Source organism: Trichococcus ilyis (assembly GCF_900109135.1).
Taxonomy (GTDB): Bacteria; Bacillota; Bacilli; order Lactobacillales; family Aerococcaceae; genus Trichococcus; species Trichococcus ilyis.
The window spans coordinates 21,640-38,775 of the sequence record NZ_FNYT01000009.1 but is presented as its reverse complement, the minus strand read 5'-3'; the positions used below and the strand labels follow the sequence as shown (position 1 = coordinate 38,775).

The following is a 17,136-nucleotide window of genomic DNA, read 5'->3' as shown; positions in this document are numbered from 1 at the left end:
TTGTAAATCTTGATTGTTTTACAAGCTTATAAAGAATTTACCATTGTTTCATGATATATGCAAGCGTTTTATAAAAGTTTTCATGAAAATTTCACATTGCATTATTCAAAAATCGAACCCTAATTATATGCTATAATACTAAAGAAAGGAAGGTGTGCTATTAAAAATGGCTCTTAATAAAATTATCAATTTGATGAAAGAACAAGATATCGATATCGTTTTTCTCAACGATCCCAAAAATGTATTTTATGTTTCCTCATACATGAGCGACCCTCATGAGAGAATCTTGGCAGCTGTTCTGTTCCGGGACGAGAAGCCTTTACTGTTTGTCCCTGCACTGGAAGAAGGCGATGCGCGGAAAACCGCCAAAGAATTCGATGTGTTCAGTTATATGGACACGCAAAATCCTTGGGACGTGCTCGCAGCCAAAATCAAGGAGCGCAAGACCGCGCTTTCGGATTGGTCCATCGAAAAAGATTTTTTGACGGTTGAACGCATGGAAGCTTTGCGTGTCCGTTTCCCTGCAGCAACTTTCCAACACAACATCAGTGCTGCACTTCAGGAAATGCGCCTGATCAAAGACGAGCAGGAGCTGGCTTTCATGAAGCAGGCGGGTTTCTGGGCGGATGAGGCCATCAAGATAGGCGCCAAAACGCTCAAAGAGGGCATCACCGAAATGGAAGTCGTAGCCGAAATCGAATATCAACTGAAAAAAAGAGGCGTATCTGAAATGAGTTTCGCGACGATGGTATTGTTTGGCGAAAATGCAGCCAGCCCGCACGGTATCCCTGGGGACACCAAACTCAAGAAGAACCAGTTTGTTCTGTTCGATTTGGGGACCATGCACGCAGGTTACGCCAGTGATGTAACACGCACCCTCTTCTTTGGCGATAAGCCTTCTGCGCATCAAAAACAGATTTATGATCTGGTGTTGGCGGCCCATGATCAGGCGATGGCTGCGGTTCAGCCCGGCATCAAAGCCAGCGAGCTGGATGCCGTTGCGCGGACCATCATTGCGGATGCCGGTTACGGAAGCTATTTCAACCATCGTTTGGGCCATGGTTTGGGACAAGGTGTCCATGAATACCCGTCCATCATGGAAGGCAATGAAATGAACTTGAATGTAGGCATGTGCTTCTCCATTGAGCCTGGCATCTATATCGAAGGCGATGTCGGGGTCAGGATCGAAGATTGCGGTTTTGTGAACGCCAACGGATTCGAATCGTTCACGCACACCCCCACTGATATCGGCGCTTATTCGAATCTGATCGGGTAAAGCCGTGACGAGTGCGGTGGGTCACCCCGGCTGCAAACGCGTTCAGCCCGTTGCCACATTTGCATGTCAACGCAAAGAGAGCGGGACAGAACGCGTTTAGCTCCGGACCACTGGAGCGAATAAGCGCAGAATGGCTGCAGGCCATTCGAGCATTGTTCGTGAAGTGGAGCCAGGGGCTGCGTTCTGTCCCGCGTTTACGCACACTATGTTCGGATACAAAAAGAGACTGGGAGTTTAGTCCCAGCCTCTTTGCGTTCAGAGATCTTCCACGCTGTCCTTGAGCTCTTCAATCTTTTCTTCTACCGCGGATTTCTTCTCTTCCGTTACGGCTGCGGCCTCTTCTTTGCCTTCCTCAGCAATCACAGAGGCGAATTCTTTTACGTCGGCAGCTTTCTCTTTGATGTCGTCTTTTGCCTTCTTAAGGTCATCTCCGACATGTTTGGTTGTTTCGGAGAATTGTGTTTTGATGGAGGATGTTGTATCCTTCAGATTGATTTTGATGTCTTCCGTCGTTTCTTTGGCAACGTCCATGAACTCGTTGCCCTTTTCCACTGCGATATCAGCATAATCGCGCGCCGTATCGAGAAGATTGTTAACTTCCTCGGTTATCTCATCGCGCAACTCCTTGCCTGGTTTCGGCGCAAACAACAAAGCGGTAATAGCCGCAGCCGCCCCACCGATGATCGCTCCCAATACAAATCCGCCTTTATTTTTTGTCATAATCCTCAAGCTCCTTTTCTTTTATGTATCCTGTTCAGTATGTTTTGAATTTCGTGTCCTTCGATTCTTTTTTGGATTGACGCTGACGGGCCATCGCCATTGCCGTCCTTCCCAGCTTTCCGACAGTCGAGGAGCCTGCAACTCCCTTTGCGCCCTTCCCTCCGCCTTTAAGTGATACAGCCAAATTTCTGGTTGATTGGTTCACATCAGAGACCGTCACACCCAGATCGCCGATAGCGGTGAATAAAGGATCCGTCTTGCTGATTTTGCCGTTCAGATCATCCACCAACGTATTTGCCTTGTTCAGCAAGCCTTCCACTTCGATCGAAAGATGGTCGACGTCCTTCGTGATGACTGCCAGGCTCTTGTTCGCTTCCTGGGTCACTTTTTCGACTTCGGCTAAGATGTCCGTGACTTTCCTTAATGCCAAGATGATGAAAACCACCAATACCGCAAAAGCTAGCGCAGCAATCAGAGCTGCAATTTCACCATATCCCATTATTTGTACTCACTCCTTCTCGTTCATACAGACAGCTGTCAAAGCATTGTACGAATTTTTATAAGATTTATACTATTTATAATAAAATGATACCATAGTCATTTCTGATATGCTATTGAAACCCCTTTAAGTTCCACCTGATTTACCCTTCGCGAATCCCAAACCGGAAAGACATGTTTTCTTCAACAAAATGTAAACCTATCTTCATTTTCATACCTTGGGTAATTTGATACAATGGAAGCAGTTGTTCAGAAATGAGGGATTTTAATGATTGATGCAAGCATGCAAGACAGCGCTCTTGCGCAAGATTTGATAGAGGAGGTAGTGACGAATCCGAACATATTCGTCAAATGGTGGAACAGCATCGCCTGGGAAGAAATCGTGGGCCTATTCATTTCCAAAGGCATCACCTTGCTTTTTTTGCTGCTCGTCTTTTTTGCCTTAAAGCGACTGTCCAGTTACGTGCTGCACCGCACCTTCGAAAAGCAAATATTGACGAAGCATATCACCCAAAACCGCGCCACAACCATCCATAAAATAGCCGAAAACGGCTTGCGCTACATTTTGTTTTTCTTTTTGATCTACGGCATCCTTTCCATCATGGGCGTGCCGATCGCGACATTGGTCGCCGGTGCTGGTCTTGCCGGTCTGGCCATCGGACTTGGGGCTCAGCAATTCATCAATGACATCGTCAACGGATTCTTCATCATCCTGGAATCCCAATTCGATGTCGGGGATCACGTCATCATCGGGGGCATCGATGGCACCGTCGTGAACGTAGGGTTGCGGACGACCCAGATCAAGAGTTTCGACGGGACGCTGCATTTTTTGCCGAACCATACCATCACGACAATCAGCAATATGTCCCGGAATGACATGCGGGCGATGATCGATATCCTCATTTTTCCGGATACCGATTTTGATACAGTCGATCAGGTCATCCATGCCGTGAATAAACGGCTTGTGCCTGAACATCCGGAGATCGTCAAAGGGCCCAATGTTGTGGGCATTACCGACAAAGGCAACGGACAGCTTGCCTACCGGGTTGTGTTCTACACATTGAACGGCCAGCAATTCGCGATCCAGAACTTGTTTCTGGGAAGCTACCGATCCGCATTGTTGGAAGCTGGCATCCAGATTCCGGCCATGCCCTACACCGCACCGAAAGCCTAGGCAAAAAAGAGCTTCGCCGCCAAGATACGATTTGGCAGCGAAGCTCTTTTGTTAGTCTTTTTGAAAAGAACCGGATACCGGAGGCTCGCCGGCTATTTTTTGGCCGCCACTTCTTCCTTCTCGGCTATCTTTTCCAGTTTATAGATGCGGTGGATGCTGTGCGCCAAGTGATTGACCCTCGTCAAAATTTCTTTACGGGTGATGATGCCGATGAATGTGCCATCGTCTTCCGTAACGCACAAAAAATTGTGGTCGATCAGATCATTCAAGATATCCTCAAGGTCCGTCCAAGGGCGGATGGTTTGGACAGTTTTGTCCATCACCTCTTCCACCGTGATCGTTTCCAGACGATCATACCGGATCGCATCAATCTCCGTGATGGCCTTGATGATCATCGGTATCGAAATCAACCCTTTGATACGGGACTTCGAATCCAATACCGGGATGACCGAATACTTCACTTGCGACAACACAAGAAATGCATGGTTCAAGTTGTTCGAGCAGTGCACGTTGGCGACATTTTCTGCATGGATCATCAGTTCGCCGCACGCATCATTGTCGAGCAACAGCCCGGCTACTTCACTACTAATCATTAATACGCCCTCCTAAAAGGTGTCTTCCATCCCGCAAGCGTCCGAACAGCAAAAGCCTCGGGGTGTGAGCCGATGCGGTCCGGTCAACCCCTTGCATGTGATCAAAAGATTTGAAATTGTTTTTCCATTCCAGGCATTTTCTGATGCCGTTCATTGTAGTAGGCCACTGTGAGGGTTTGCCCCTCAACAGTCGCCACACAATAGGTCTTTTCCATCAGCGTGCCCCGCGGCTGACTGATGCTTCCGGGATTGATGAAGATGATGCCATCCTCCTGTTCCGCTTTGACGATATGCGTATGGCCGTAAAAAACCAGGACAGCACCTGCTTGCTCTGCCTCCCGTTTCAAACCGGCAACGGAACTCCTCACGGAATGATGGTGGCCGTGGACAACCAACACATTCAGATTTCCGGCCTGGAAGCGCAACGCTTCGGGAAACTGATAATCATAATCGCAATTGCCCCTCACCGTGGACATGACTCCCCAGATCAGATCGTCACTGCTCAATTCCGAATCGCCGCAGTGGACGAAGTGATCAACCTTATTCAGATAGCGCGAAGCCAATTCGTTCAGAATCTCTTTGTTCCCGTGGCTATCGCTGACAACCAGTATCTTCATCATCTAGTCCGCATCCTTTTCCAACCAAGCTGCCCAACTCTTTTCCAGATTCTTAAGGGCATTTGCACGGTGGCTGATCTGATTTTTCTCGATGTCGCTCAATTCCGCCATCGTCTTGCCTAATTGCGGCAAATAGAATAACGGGTCATAACCGAATCCATTGTCTCCGCTCGGAAACTCCGCGATTTCACCCGCGACATCCCCTTCGACAACCAAACTTTCCCGATCCGGATGCGCCAACACTAAAGTACAGTGGAAGTGCGCCTTGCGGGATGGATTCTTCTGGGCACCAAGCATGGCGAGAACCTTTGCGTTGTTGGCGGCATCGCTTTTCGGCTCCCCGGCAAAGCGAGCAGAAAACACACCCGGCTGTCCATCCAGGGCATCGATGCAAATGCCCGAATCGTCCGCCAAAACCGTCATGCCCAATAGAGCAGCGATTGTTTCTGCCTTTTTGCGGGCATTGGCTTCGAACGTATAGCCAGTTTCCTCAACCTCTTCTATTTCCGGATAGTCCAGCAAGGTCACGACTTCGTAGCCTTTCGGTTCGAAAAGGACCGCAAAATCTTTTGCTTTCCCTGGGTTTTTTGTCGCAATGACAATCTTCTTTTTTTTGTTTGTGTTCATCGTATCCCTCGTTTCTCGATCTTACTCAGTTATTTTCAATCAAATGGGCCAATTCGACTTTTTCCACCGAAAAGCCGGCATTGCCGAGCCAGCTTTCTGCGATGTCCGAAAACAGTTTCGGCGAACCCGTTGTATAGAAACGGTAATCGGAGGCTGCTTTATTGTGCGAACTTTCCGCCAAACGGAAGTAATCCAGCAAGGTGCTCACTTCGGAGACCGTTTCGGCACCGGAGTCGATCAGCGTCACCTCGGGGCCCATCACATTTTGGATCAGCGGCGTCAGCAACGGGTAATGCGTGCAGCCCAGAATCAAGGTGTCGATCGACTCCTTCAGCAAGGGTCGCAGCGTTTCCGCGACCACTTTTTTGGCGATTGATCCATTGAATTGGTTGCTTTCCACAAGCGGCACAAATTTGGGACAGCTCATGCTGATGACCGAGATGTTCTTGTCTTTGTCCTTGATCGTTTTTTTGTAGACATCGCTGTTGATGGTTCCTTTTGTGCCGATCACGGCAATGCGCTCGTTTTTCGAATGTTTGATGGCTGCGCGGCTGCCGGGGTTGATGACACCGATGACCGGTATGTCAACCCGCTCACGGATGATGTCAAGAGCGGCGGCAGTCGCTGTGTTGCAGGCGATCACCAGCATCTTGATGTCTTTTTTCAGCAAAAACTGTGTCATTTCCCATGTGTATTGAATCACTTCTTCTTTGGGCCTAGGTCCATAGGGGCATCTGGCGGAATCACCCAGGTAATAAATCGATTCATTGGGAAGTTGTTTCATTGCCTGTTTCACGACTGTCAGCCCGCCGACACCCGAGTCAATAAAACCGATTGCTTTTTTACTCATGCAGTTACTTCCTTTGTTTTGTTTTCATACCTCTATTTTACCTTAAGATGCACCGATTTGGTGAAAATGAGGCAAATTTCATGCTGACATGCTTCACTTTTGCGGAAGTTGCAACCATTGGTTCTGTGCAGCGGCTTCGAATATTGGCCGTCCCCATTTATTTGTGCTACAATGGTTTCAATTTCAGGGCAGCATTTTCTGTTCTGTTGCGGCTCCCTTCGCATCACGGGATGCCAATCTGGTAAAGGAGTGGGATCATAGATGAGTCATCAGTCGATCATCACAGTCGTGGATAAGGGCCTGATCGACCGCGTGTCCGAAAGTGCGCGGGGCGGAGAATCCTACTGCGGCACCGTGATTGCCGGCCGCGGATCCGGCTTGCACGAAAACAAGAAACTGTTCAACCTGGCATTGGAACCGGAAAAGGAAATTCTCCTGTTGTTGACCCAAGCGGAGCAGTCCGAAAAAATCATCAACCGGATTGAAGAGGCGGTGAACATCACCGCTCCCGGGAACGGTATTCTTTTTGGCATCAACCTCAAGAGAGTCCGTGGCCTTTCTGGTTAGGACAAAGGAAACTCGTTATACCGCGACCGGCGGCATAACGAGTTTTCTTTTTTCCCGGATGGGGCAGACCGGTTCAACCGTTCAGTAAACGGCGCTGCTCCTCTTCTTTTTTCCAATCCGAAATGTATTTAAAAACCGGAACCAACAGCAGGATCAGTCCCAAAACTTTTTTGGCAGTCCACATAAACATCTTCCTTTCGCAAAAAAATATCAGGTTTCTTATCCCTATTATGCCTGATGTGGGAAAAAAACGCCATTGATAGGCTCCACCTGAAAATAGTCTCTATCCACCACTGAAAATACGTGTATAATGAAGTGTAACTTTAAGGGGGGAAATCCAATTGAATCCTGAAAATGAAAATGCCCGCATCATCGATAACGAACATTTTTCCTATTTGTTGATACGGGATTACCTTCTGGGGAACATACTGGGCGAACACACCGATGAAATATTGTATTGGGCCGGCAAGGATTTGGCTCGGCAATTCCCGCTGAAAAGCCAGGCAGATCTGTATGAAGCGATGATCTATTGCGGATTCGGACAGCTGGAACTGATCAAAAAAGAAAAAAATGCGCAACAATACCGTCTGGAAAGCGATCTGGTCACAGTCCGCACCCAAAACGAACAGGCCTCCTTCCAACTGGAAGCAGGATTTTTAGCGCAGCAGATCCAGATGACGACCGGTCTCCCATGTGAAGCAAAAGCAGAAATCATGATCGGAAAAGACAAAAAGAAAGAAGTCATCATCACGTTGTTCATCGAATAAGCCTGAACGCACAAGCATCACAGCGGCTAATTGCCGAGATGCTTGTGCGTTTTTTTGGAGAGCTGCTCGGCTTGCGTGTTCATCGACGAAAGCCGTCTTGGCCGGAGGTGCAAACCCGCTGCGGTCGCTCTTCTCAGACCAGATGCTTGTCGTTGACAACCTGCCCTTCACCAGGGCTCCCAACAAAAAAAGAGTTGCCGCCGCCTGGAAATGCTGGGCAGCAGCAACTCGTTCTTCTTGTTTAGATATACTTTTCAAGCTTGTCCTCAAGCATTTCTTTCGCATGATAGCCGACCAATTTTTCCACGACTTCCCCGTCTTTTTTGATCAAGAGCGTCGGGATGCCCATGATGCCGAATTGGCTTGGGGTTTGCGGGTTAGCATCCACGTCCATTTTCGCGAACGTCACTTTGTCGCCTATTTCCTCATCCAATTCATCGATGATCGGGGATTGCATCCGGCATGGTCCGCACCACGTTGCCCAGAAATCAACCAAGACGACCCCGTTCTTTGTTTCTGTTTCAAAGTTTGCATCCGTTAATATTTTTACCATTGTATTTTCTCCCTTCCAGCTGTTTCATCATGTCTCAATTATAGCAGAGGTTGTGCTTCGCACCAATCAATCTGCTCAGCCGCGGAAGGTTACGATTGTCGCGCCGTTTCCGCCTGCATTCACCGGTGCATACTCATAGGACAGCACCTGCGGATGGCGCTTCAGCAAATCGCCCACCCCTTTGCGCAAGGCACCTGTTCCTTTCCCGTGAACGATGGTGACTTGCGGATAGCCTGCCAATAAAGCGGCATCCAAATACTGATCGACTTCAGCCAAGGCTTCTTCGTAGCGCTTGCCTCTGAGATCAAGCTGCGTCGCCACATGGCTGGATGAAGCGGATTTGACCGTGGCGATCTGCCGTTGCCGCTTTTGCTGCTGCGGCTCTTCCTTGATCAGCCTGAGGTCCGCTTCCGGCAGTTTCATCTTCATGATTCCCATCTGCACAACCCATTCGCCATTGCCTTTTTTCTCGATAAGCGTACCGCGCTGGCCGTACGTCTCAGTGATGACTTCATCGCCCGGCTTCAGCATCTTTTTCTCTTTTTCTTTGCGCAGCACTTTGTTTTTGGCCAAGGATTCCTCCTGGCGCAGATCGTTGAACTGCTTGCGCAGATCGATCAGCTCGTGCTCCTTGATGCTGCCCGATGTCCCCATGTTCAGCTGCATTTCGCGGATTTCCTGCAACAGAAATTCCGCTTCTTCTTTCGCCGTATCGACCAATTTGTTGACCTCTTTTTTGGCATCCTCGATTATCTTTTCCTTGCTGGTTTCCAGTTTTTCGTTGGCGCGCTTGAGATCAGCCAGCAGTTTATCCGATTCCTTTAATTGCGCTTCTAGGCGAAGTGCTTCTTTTTCGGTGGCGCGTCTCTTCTGTTCCAGGTCTGCGATCATTTCGTTCAGATTTTGGCTGTCCACATCAATGAAGCTGCGGGCTTGATCGATGATGCCGGGCTTCAGTCCGAGCCGTTTCGAAATATCGAAGGCATTGCTTCGGCCCGGAACGCCTATCTGCAAGCGATAAGTCGGCGCTAACGTTTCTCCGTTGAACTCCATGCTGGCATTGATCGTTCCGGAGCGGTTATAGCCGTATGCCTTCAGTTCGGGATAGTGCGTTGTGGCCATCACATAGCTGCCGATACCGCCGATGTAGTCCAGGATCGAAATGGCAAGCGAGGCCCCTTCCTGCGGATCCGTACCGGAACCCAATTCATCCAAAAGCACCAGACTTTTGTCGTCGATCTGGTTCAGGATCGAAACGATGTTGGTCATGTGCGAAGAAAAAGTGCTCAGGCTCTGTTCGATTGATTGCTCATCGCCGATGTCGGCAAAAATTTCCGTAAAAATACCGATTTGGCTATCTTCATCCGCCGGTATCTGCAGCCCGGACTGACCCATCATTTGGATGATCCCGAGGGTTTTCAGCATGATCGTCTTCCCGCCCGTATTCGGACCGGTAATGACGATGGCTTGATATTCTTCGCCAAGGATCAGATCATTCGCGACGACGGCATTCTGGTCGATGAGCGGATGTCTGGCTTTCCAGATGGCGATGTGATTCTCCTTGCTGATGATCGGACGGGTCGCTTTCAGGGAATCGGCATAGCGCGCTTTGGCATTGATGAAATCCAAAGTCGCCAGCACTTCGCTGTTAGCATACAGTTCCTGCGTGAAGGGTTCGATTTCCATCGACAATTCATACAGGATCCGTTCGATTTCCGCTTTTTCTTGGGCAGCCAACTGGCGCAGATGATTATTCAGGTCCAGGATAGCTTGCGGCTCGATATAAAGCGTCTGACCGGTTGAACTTTGGTCATGGACGATGCCGCCGAATTGATTGCGGTATTCGACTTTGACCGGAATCACAAAACGGTCGTTGCGGATCGTGATGATGGCGTCGCTCAAATAAGCTGCTTTGCTTCTGATGGTATCATCCAGTTTGGTCCGGATATTTTGCTCGCCTTGCTTGATTCCGGTCCGGATCCCTTTCAATGCGGGAGAAGCATCATTCTGGATCGAACCATCCTCATGGACCGTCGCTTGGATCCGTCTTGTGATTTCAGGCAAGACGACCAGCCTGTCCACCAATTCATCCAGGGCAAAGAATGTGATTTCGTTGTCTTCGAACCATTGGAAGAATTGGATGATTTCCCTCGTTGTCGATAGTACCCGCCCGATTTCGGCGATTTCTTTGCCGTTCAAAGTGCCGCCTATCTCAAGACGCTTCAGATGGCTGCGGATGGATTTCAGTCTTGGCATCGGTATGCCGCCCTTCAGGCGCAGTACCTTCCTGCCATCCTCCGTTTCATTCTGCAAAGCAGTGACTTTTTCCGGATCGGTTTCAGGCCGCAATGCCTGAATCTGATCCTTCCCTTGGTCAGTTGCCGCAAAATTTTGGAGTTGTTGTTTGATTTTTTCGAACTCTAACGTTTTTCCTATTTTATTATTCATCGGATTCTCCTAAAAAATGCTTCTCCAAAAAAAGCGGGACGATACAGCACAACACTGTACGCTCCCTCTTGTTTAACTGACGACCTTTACTGAATGATGCCGATCCACCAGTCGTAGATCAAATGCGAAAAATAAGGTGTCTCGGATACCATCCAAGCTGCAAGGTCGCTTTCGACATAAAGTTGTTGGACGAAATCCAGCGGAATCATGGATGCAAGCGTCAACAGCAGGAAGATCCCGATATATTGCATCAGGAATCCGAGCACGCCCCCGCCCAGCTGATTCAGCTGCTTGATGATCGGGAAAAATGCCAACGAGTTCAGCATACTCCCGATAAATCTCGTGACGAGCCAGCCCGCGAACAACAGCAGCACAAATGCCAGTCCGTTGTAAAACGCCTGATCCAGTACGAAGGACACCTGTTCAGAGTAAAACAGCAATTCTTTGCCGAACTCGACCGATGGATACGGCACCAGCAGATCGATTTTTTCCGCAACGACGGCATAGTATTCTCTGGCGACCAAGAAAGAAATGAAATATCCCACAGTGTAGACAACTTGCAGAATAAGTCCCCTTCTGACGCCTGTATAGATGCCCCACAATAAGGCGAGCACTATGAGCAACGTAAGCATTTTTTCACCCGATTTCTACAGTCTTGTTGTTATTTACTACTTTTATCGTCCGCTTTGTTTTTCGCAAACGGCGGGATGGTCGTTTCGGCATTTCGGTTTACGCCCAGTGCAGAACGCACTTGGTTTCTGTGCTGTGCCCGCTTCAATGCCGCCTCGGAGGCGGTTGTCGGCTTCGATAATTTTGAATTGGATTTTCTGGCCGGCAGTTCGTTTGCGGCACGGGCAGCCTGCTGCAGTTCGCTGATTGTGGCAGGCATTGAAGCGACGACCCGCTGATCCTGTTTGCCTTCGCCGGACGAATCGTTCCTGGAGGCTTGTTCTTCAGATGGCGCTGCCTCAGGGGGAGTTTTCGCCGCTGACTCGCCTTCTTCCGCTTCGGCAGCAGAATGAGTTGCGTCGCCGGATTCTGCCGGCTTTTGCTCCGCTTCCGTTGTGCCTTCCGCAGTTTCCGGAACAGCAGTCGGTTCTGCCGAAGCTTCGCTTTCCTGCAACGCCTTCTCCAACATCGCCACTTTTTGCAGCAGCTCCTCGATTTCAAGCTGCTTCGTGAGCTGATCGGAAATGGCGTTCACAGCCACAAGAATGCCGCGCTCTTCCCGACCCAATGCCGGTGCGGCTTCTTTGATCTGTTCCAATTGCGCATTGACCAATTCCGAGACCGCAGTCAAATGCTCGGGTGCTTTATTTCCTACAATCGTATAGGTCTTTCCTGCTATGATTGTTTTGAATCTTCTTTTGTTTTCTGTCATATTCAAAGACCTCCATTTAAAAACTGTCTAGTATATTCTAACATAAATTCGCTGAATTGCAGTATAAACCTCCGCGTCTTCTCCAATCCGATCCCGTTGCCTAGCCCTGTCGGGACGACTCGATGCACATTTACTCGTGAACAAGGGAACTTGCTGTGATAGAATGAAGGTTCCCAACGCCGATCAGGTGTAAAGAAAAATCAAATTGAGCAAGGATGAGAATATGTCGAATGTCGTATTGAAAGTGACTACGGGTCAACTGAAAAAGATGGCCGTCTTTTATCAGGATTACGTTGTGAAGCCCGTACCCTACAGCCTTTTCACAGCCAAAAAGAACTTGACCACAATCACCGGATACAATTCCGGAAAGGTGCTGTTCCAGGGTCAAAACGCCGCCAGCGAAGCAGCGCAATGGCAATCGCCCAGCGCGCAGGCAGCGGATCAAAAAGCTTCGGTCAAAAAAAGCAGCCTTAAAAAAGAGTCCCCAAGCAAATCCGGCCTCCCGGCAGGCTTTTCCGGTTGGTCCGTCATCGGCAGCGATGAAGTCGGCAACGGTAGCTATTTCGGTCCGTTGACGGTCTGTGCTGTTTACGCGTCCGCCGAGCAATTGCCGTTGCTGCAAAAGTTGGGCGTTCAGGACTCAAAGGCGCTGACGGATGCCCGCATCATCACCATTGCGAAGCAATTATTGCGGCAAGTCCCGCACAGCGTCATCAACTTGATGCCCGAAAAGTACAATGAGGTCCAGCCGACCATGTCCCAAGGCAAAATGAAAGCCTTGCTGCATAACCAGGTCCTCGATCAGCTTTTGAGGAAAATAGCTCCGGAAAAGCCGAAAGCGATTCTGGTCGATCAGTTCGAGTTGCCTTCGACCTATTTTAAGCATATTTCCGACCAAAAAGTGCAGGTGAAGGAGAATCTGCATTTCCAGACAAAAGGCGAATCTCACCATCTTGCGGTTGCGGCGGCTTCCATCATCGCCCGTTACTACTTTCTGAAGACTTTGGATGAAATGGCTGTTGTGTCAGGATATCCGATCCCGTCCGGCGCCGGCGCCAATGTCGATCTGGTCGCCGCGGAGATGTACCGTCAAGGTGGTTTGGAACTGTTGGGCAAATACACGAAACTGCACTTCGCCAACACCCAAAAAGCCATCCGGCTGGCAAAAATATAGCTTTTTGGCATGTCGTACGGCGGATCCGACTGTGAGCTCCGGTGAATGGGGGCTTTGCCGGAACCGAGAGCTGTTTCCGCATTTCACCTCCGGCTGCCAAGCCCAACCCCGGCGCTGATTACGCTTAAACAAAGAGTGGACTGCCTCTTTACGAGACAGCCCACTCTTTGTTTGCATATTATTCTTAACGGATGGCGGCGCCGCATTCCGTTTCGAGAGCCGAAACCAATTTGGCGAAGGCTTTATTGATGTCCTCGTCGACAAGCGTCGCTTCAGGATTAAGGAATGACATGGAGTAAGCGACCGACTTTTTGCCGTCCTCGATGCCTTTGCCCTGATAAATGTCGAACAGGTGAACGGCCTTCAGGAACTTCCCGCCGTTCTCCTTGATGGTTTTGACGATCTGTTGGTGGGTGACCGTTTCATCCACCAACAAAGCCACATCACGGGTCACGCCAGGGAATTTAGGGATTGGCTGTTGCGTGATCACTTCCTTCGGTGCGGCGATGATCGCTTCAAAATCGATTTCGAAGGCATAGGTTTCCTTCAGGTCATATGCGTTCGCTGTTGCCGGATGGATCTGCCCGACATACCCGATATAGGCATCTCCCAAATAAACAGCGGCCGTTCTGCCCGGATGCATCCATTTCAGGTCTTTGGCAGCTTCGAAACGGATCTGATCGCTCAGGCCCATCGTCTCGAAATACCCGTCCAATACCCCTTTGGCATGGTAGAAATTGACTGGTTCAGCAGCCATCTGCCAATCTTTTTGGCAGGCCATCCCTGTCATCACACCAGCCAGACGTTCTGCTTCAATCGGCAATACGCGAGCTGACGACGGGAAGAACACCCGACCGATTTCGTAAAATTGGATATCGGAGTTCTTGCGGGCAACGTTGTAAGCAGCATTGTCCAACAAGGTGCTCAGCAAGTTCATCCGCAATGTGCTGCGGTCTTCGCTCATTGGCCAAGCCAAGCGGATGCCTTCCTTGTCTTCGACTGCATATTCTTTCGCTTTTTCGGCTGTGGTCAGAACGTAGCTGATGTTTTGGGTCAGTCCCGCGCCTTCCATGAATCTTCTGGTGATGCGCATCGTGTGTTGCTTCGGCGTCAATGCTGTCGGCACAGCCGGCGTGATCGGCAAGGTTTCCGGAAGGTTATCGTATCCGTAGATGCGTGCGACTTCCTCGAGGATGTCCGCATAGATGGAAATATCCCATCTTCTCGGCGGCACCGAGACAGTGAACGTTTTGCCGTCGAAGGACGATGCAAAGCCCAACTGGTTGAAGATGGCAGTCACTTCTTCGCTGGAAACGGCAGTGCCTAATGAACGGTTGATTTTTTCCAAAGTGATGGCTACCTGCGTGTCCTTCACTTCCACCGTATCGACGGAAGCCGTGCCCTCGACGATCGTGCCTCCAGCCAACTCATGGATCAATTCAGCGGCATGTTGTCCGGCCGTGATGATCGTCGCGACGTTGATGCCTTTTTCGAAACGGGAACTGGATTCGCTGCGCAAGTTGAATTTCCCTGCAGTCTTGCGGATCGAAACCGGATTGAACAAAGCAGCCTCCAGAGCAACCGTAACGGTCGCGTCCGTGATTTCTGAATCAAGTCCACCCATGACGCCGGCTAGCGCAATCGGGGCCGTGCCGTTCGTGATGACGATGTTTTCCGGATCCAACGTCCGTTCGACTCCATCGAGAGTCGTCAATGTTTCATTCGCTTTGGCGCGACGGACGATGATTTCCTTGGAACCGATCTGATCATAGTCGAACGCATGCAAAGGCTGCCCGTATTCCAAAAGAATGTAGTTTGTGATATCGACCACGTTGTTGATCGGACGGATGCCGCCATTCATCAGCTTATTCTGAAGCCAAAGCGGGCTCTCAGCGATTTTGACATCTTTTATCACTTGGATATGATAAGCAGGCGCATCGGCTGTGTCCTCAACGGCAACCTTGATATAATCCGCAACAGAACCGGTCTTTTCGGAGACAGGTGCAGCCGGGAATTGCAAAGGCTTGTTGTAGATGGCTGCGACTTCATGGGCGGATCCGCGCATGCTAAATGCATCAGCGCGGTTCGGTGTGATGTCGATGTCCAGGATTGCATCGTCCAGTCCCAACAATTCAACAACTTCCGCCCCGGGAACTGCTTCAGCCGGCAGGACGAAAATCCCGTCCGCATACTTTTTCGGCACAACACTTTCCGGATAGCCCAATTCAGCCAAGGAACAGATCATCCCATGCGATTCCTGGCCGCGCATCTTGCCTTTTTTGATTTTCGCATTGCCGGTGATCCGTGCGCCGTGCAAAGCCACGATGACTTTTTGGCCGGCAGCCACATTCGGTGCACCACAGACGATCTGGATCGGTTCCTCAGCTCCGACATTCACTTGGCAGACATGCAGATGATCCGAATCAGGATGATCGATCACGGACAACGTTTCGCCGACAACGATTTTGGACAAACCTTTGCCGGGATAGATAACGTCATCGACCTCAATCCCTGTGCGGGACATTTTTTCAGCCAACTCATCGGGTGTTACATCGGATAAATCCAGATACTCTTTTAACCATTTATAGGAAACTTTCATCATATTACTCCTTTACATCAAATTGACTTAAGAATCGGATGTCGTTCTGATAGAAATGACGGATATCATCGACTCCATATTTCAACATCGCTACTCGCTCTTGCCCCAGTCCGAAAGCAAAACCGGAATATTTCGTGGAGTCGATCCCGGACATTTCCAGCACGTTCGGATGCACGACGCCGGATCCCAGAATTTCGATCCAACCGGTTTGTTTGCAGACGTTGCAGCCAGAGCCACCGCATTTGAAGCAGCTGACATCGACCTCGACGGAAGGTTCCGTGAACGGGAAATAGCTCGGACGCAAACGGATTTCACGTTCTTCACCGAACAGTTTCTTGGCAAAGACGGCCAGTGTGCCTTTCAGATCGGCCAAAGTGATGTTCTCGCCGATGACCAAACCTTCGATTTGGTGGAATTGGTGCGAATGGGTCGCGTCATCGCTGTCGCGGCGATAGACTTTTCCCGGGCTGATCATTTTCAACGGCCCTTTGGAAAAGTCGTGCTTTTCCATCGTACGCGCTTGGACCGGCGAAGTGTGCGTGCGCAACAACAACTCATCGGTGATATAGAAAGTGTCCTGCATGTCGCGGGCAGGATGGTCTTTAGGAAGATTCATCTTTTCGAAATTGTAGCTGTCTTGCTCCACTTCCGGTCCGTCCACAATCTTGTAGCCCATCCCCAGGAACAGGTCTTCGATTTCTTCATTGATCTGCGTCAGCACATGCGTCGTGCCCTGGGCGATCTTTTTGCCCGGCAAAGTGACATCGATCGTTTCGGCCGCAATTTCGGCTTCCATTTTCTTGATTTCAAGAGCTTCCTTTTTGTCTTGGATTGCGGCTTCGATGTCATCGCGCAATTCATTCGCCAAAGTTCCGATGACCGGGCGTTCTTCCGGGCTCAGATCCTTCATCCCTCTCAAAGCCTCTGTGATTGGCCCTTTTTTCCCCAAGTAGGAAATGCGGACTTGGTTCAATGCCTGCAGATCCGCTGCAGATTCGACTTGCTGTATGGCATCTATTCGTAACGCTTGTAATTTTGCTTTCAATTCCATGTTCAATCCCCTTTTCATTAAAAATGCAAAAAAATCCCGTCCCTGGTAAGGGACGAGATTTTCGTGGTACCACCCTTGTTTCGTTGCAGGCAACGACACTTCATTTGTTTAACGGTAATAAACCGGAACTTTATTCATTGCGCGGGGCAAATCCCAAAGTCAGCTCAGGGAGTGAAAAACACGATCGGCTTCTATAAAGGCTCGCAGTCATTGGCCAATATTCCCTGAAAAAAGCTGCAGA

The 17,136-nt window shown here is 49.7% G+C and carries 17 protein-coding genes; 5 read left to right on the top strand and 12 right to left on the bottom strand.

The genetic code is table 11. The features are described from left to right. The first annotated feature begins 166 nt into the window (after nt 1-166). Nucleotides 167-1,276 (top strand): M24 family metallopeptidase, encoded by a 1,110-nt coding sequence (locus BMX58_RS05880; RefSeq protein WP_068622925.1) that lies wholly within the window; start codon nt 167-169, stop codon nt 1,274-1,276. A 255-nt stretch (nt 1,277-1,531) separates the two neighbouring features. On the opposite strand, the gene BMX58_RS05875 is transcribed toward BMX58_RS05880, so the two are convergent. Then, nucleotides 1,532-1,996, bottom strand: coding sequence for a YtxH domain-containing protein (locus BMX58_RS05875; RefSeq protein ID WP_068622926.1), 465 nt, complete (start codon nt 1,994-1,996; stop codon nt 1,532-1,534). 34 nt (nt 1,997-2,030) lie between these two features. Next, entirely contained in the window at nt 2,031-2,495 is a 465-nt protein-coding gene (locus BMX58_RS05870; protein WP_068622927.1) for a DUF948 domain-containing protein, read from the bottom strand. Nucleotides 2,496-2,762: 267 nt separating this feature from the next. Between BMX58_RS05870 and BMX58_RS05865 the strand changes: the two genes are divergently transcribed. Continuing rightward, the gene (locus BMX58_RS05865; RefSeq protein WP_068622928.1) at nt 2,763-3,668 is read left to right on the top strand and encodes a mechanosensitive ion channel family protein; all 906 of its coding nucleotides are present in this window, start codon (nt 2,763-2,765) and stop codon (nt 3,666-3,668) included. A gap of 92 nt (nt 3,669-3,760) precedes the next feature. On the opposite strand, the gene cbpB is transcribed toward BMX58_RS05865, so the two are convergent. From cbpB to racE, 4 genes are all read right to left on the bottom strand, one after another. Then, nucleotides 3,761-4,261 carry a cyclic-di-AMP-binding protein CbpB gene (gene cbpB / locus BMX58_RS05860; RefSeq protein WP_068622929.1) on the bottom strand — a complete coding sequence of 167 codons (501 nt, stop codon included), beginning with the start codon at nt 4,259-4,261 and terminating at the stop codon, nt 3,761-3,763. A gap of 101 nt (nt 4,262-4,362) precedes the next feature. After that, on the bottom strand, nt 4,363-4,881 hold the full coding sequence (locus BMX58_RS05855) for a metallophosphoesterase (RefSeq protein WP_084253900.1): 519 nt from the start codon (nt 4,879-4,881) through the stop codon (nt 4,363-4,365). Beyond that, a complete protein-coding gene (locus tag BMX58_RS05850) occupies nt 4,882-5,505 on the bottom strand; it encodes an XTP/dITP diphosphatase (RefSeq protein ID WP_068622930.1) in 624 nt (207 codons plus the stop codon). A 25-nt stretch (nt 5,506-5,530) separates the two neighbouring features. After that, nucleotides 5,531-6,355 carry a glutamate racemase gene (gene racE, locus BMX58_RS05845; RefSeq protein WP_068622931.1) on the bottom strand — a complete coding sequence of 275 codons (825 nt, stop codon included), beginning with the start codon at nt 6,353-6,355 and terminating at the stop codon, nt 5,531-5,533. Between the two features lie 261 nt (nt 6,356-6,616). Between racE and BMX58_RS05840 the strand changes: the two genes are divergently transcribed. Next, nucleotides 6,617-6,922, top strand: coding sequence for a hypothetical protein (locus BMX58_RS05840; RefSeq protein WP_068622932.1), 306 nt, complete (start codon nt 6,617-6,619; stop codon nt 6,920-6,922). A 341-nt stretch (nt 6,923-7,263) separates the two neighbouring features. Further along, nucleotides 7,264-7,689, top strand: a complete 426-nt coding sequence (locus BMX58_RS05835; RefSeq protein WP_068622933.1) for a YslB family protein — start codon at nt 7,264-7,266, stop codon at nt 7,687-7,689. Nucleotides 7,690-7,930: 241 nt separating this feature from the next. Here BMX58_RS05835 and trxA read toward each other — a convergent pair whose 3' ends face one another. The 4 genes from trxA to BMX58_RS05815 all read right to left on the bottom strand — a co-directional run bounded on the left by trxA (nt 7,931) and on the right by BMX58_RS05815 (nt 12,071). Beyond that, entirely contained in the window at nt 7,931-8,242 is a 312-nt protein-coding gene (gene trxA, locus BMX58_RS05830) for a thioredoxin (protein WP_068622934.1), read from the bottom strand. A gap of 75 nt (nt 8,243-8,317) precedes the next feature. Further along, the gene (locus BMX58_RS05825) at nt 8,318-10,690 is read right to left on the bottom strand and encodes an endonuclease MutS2 (RefSeq protein ID WP_068622935.1); all 2,373 of its coding nucleotides are present in this window, start codon (nt 10,688-10,690) and stop codon (nt 8,318-8,320) included. 86 nt (nt 10,691-10,776) lie between these two features. Then, nucleotides 10,777-11,322, bottom strand: coding sequence for a CvpA family protein (locus BMX58_RS05820; RefSeq protein ID WP_068622936.1), 546 nt, complete (start codon nt 11,320-11,322; stop codon nt 10,777-10,779). A gap of 29 nt (nt 11,323-11,351) precedes the next feature. Next, a complete protein-coding gene (locus BMX58_RS05815; RefSeq protein ID WP_068622937.1) occupies nt 11,352-12,071 on the bottom strand; it encodes a cell division protein ZapA in 720 nt (239 codons plus the stop codon). Between the two features lie 223 nt (nt 12,072-12,294). Between BMX58_RS05815 and rnhC the strand changes: the two genes are divergently transcribed. Beyond that, nucleotides 12,295-13,245 (top strand): ribonuclease HIII, encoded by a 951-nt coding sequence (rnhC, locus tag BMX58_RS05810; protein WP_068622938.1) that lies wholly within the window; start codon nt 12,295-12,297, stop codon nt 13,243-13,245. A 184-nt stretch (nt 13,246-13,429) separates the two neighbouring features. Here the strand turns inward: rnhC and pheT are convergent, their stop codons facing one another. Continuing rightward, nucleotides 13,430-15,844, bottom strand: a complete 2,415-nt coding sequence (gene pheT, locus BMX58_RS05805) for a phenylalanine--tRNA ligase subunit beta (RefSeq protein ID WP_068622960.1) — start codon at nt 15,842-15,844, stop codon at nt 13,430-13,432. A 4-nt stretch (nt 15,845-15,848) separates the two neighbouring features. Continuing rightward, nucleotides 15,849-16,895, bottom strand: a complete 1,047-nt coding sequence (gene pheS / locus BMX58_RS05800; RefSeq protein ID WP_068622939.1) for a phenylalanine--tRNA ligase subunit alpha — start codon at nt 16,893-16,895, stop codon at nt 15,849-15,851. Between the last annotated feature and the right edge of the window lie 241 nt (nt 16,896-17,136).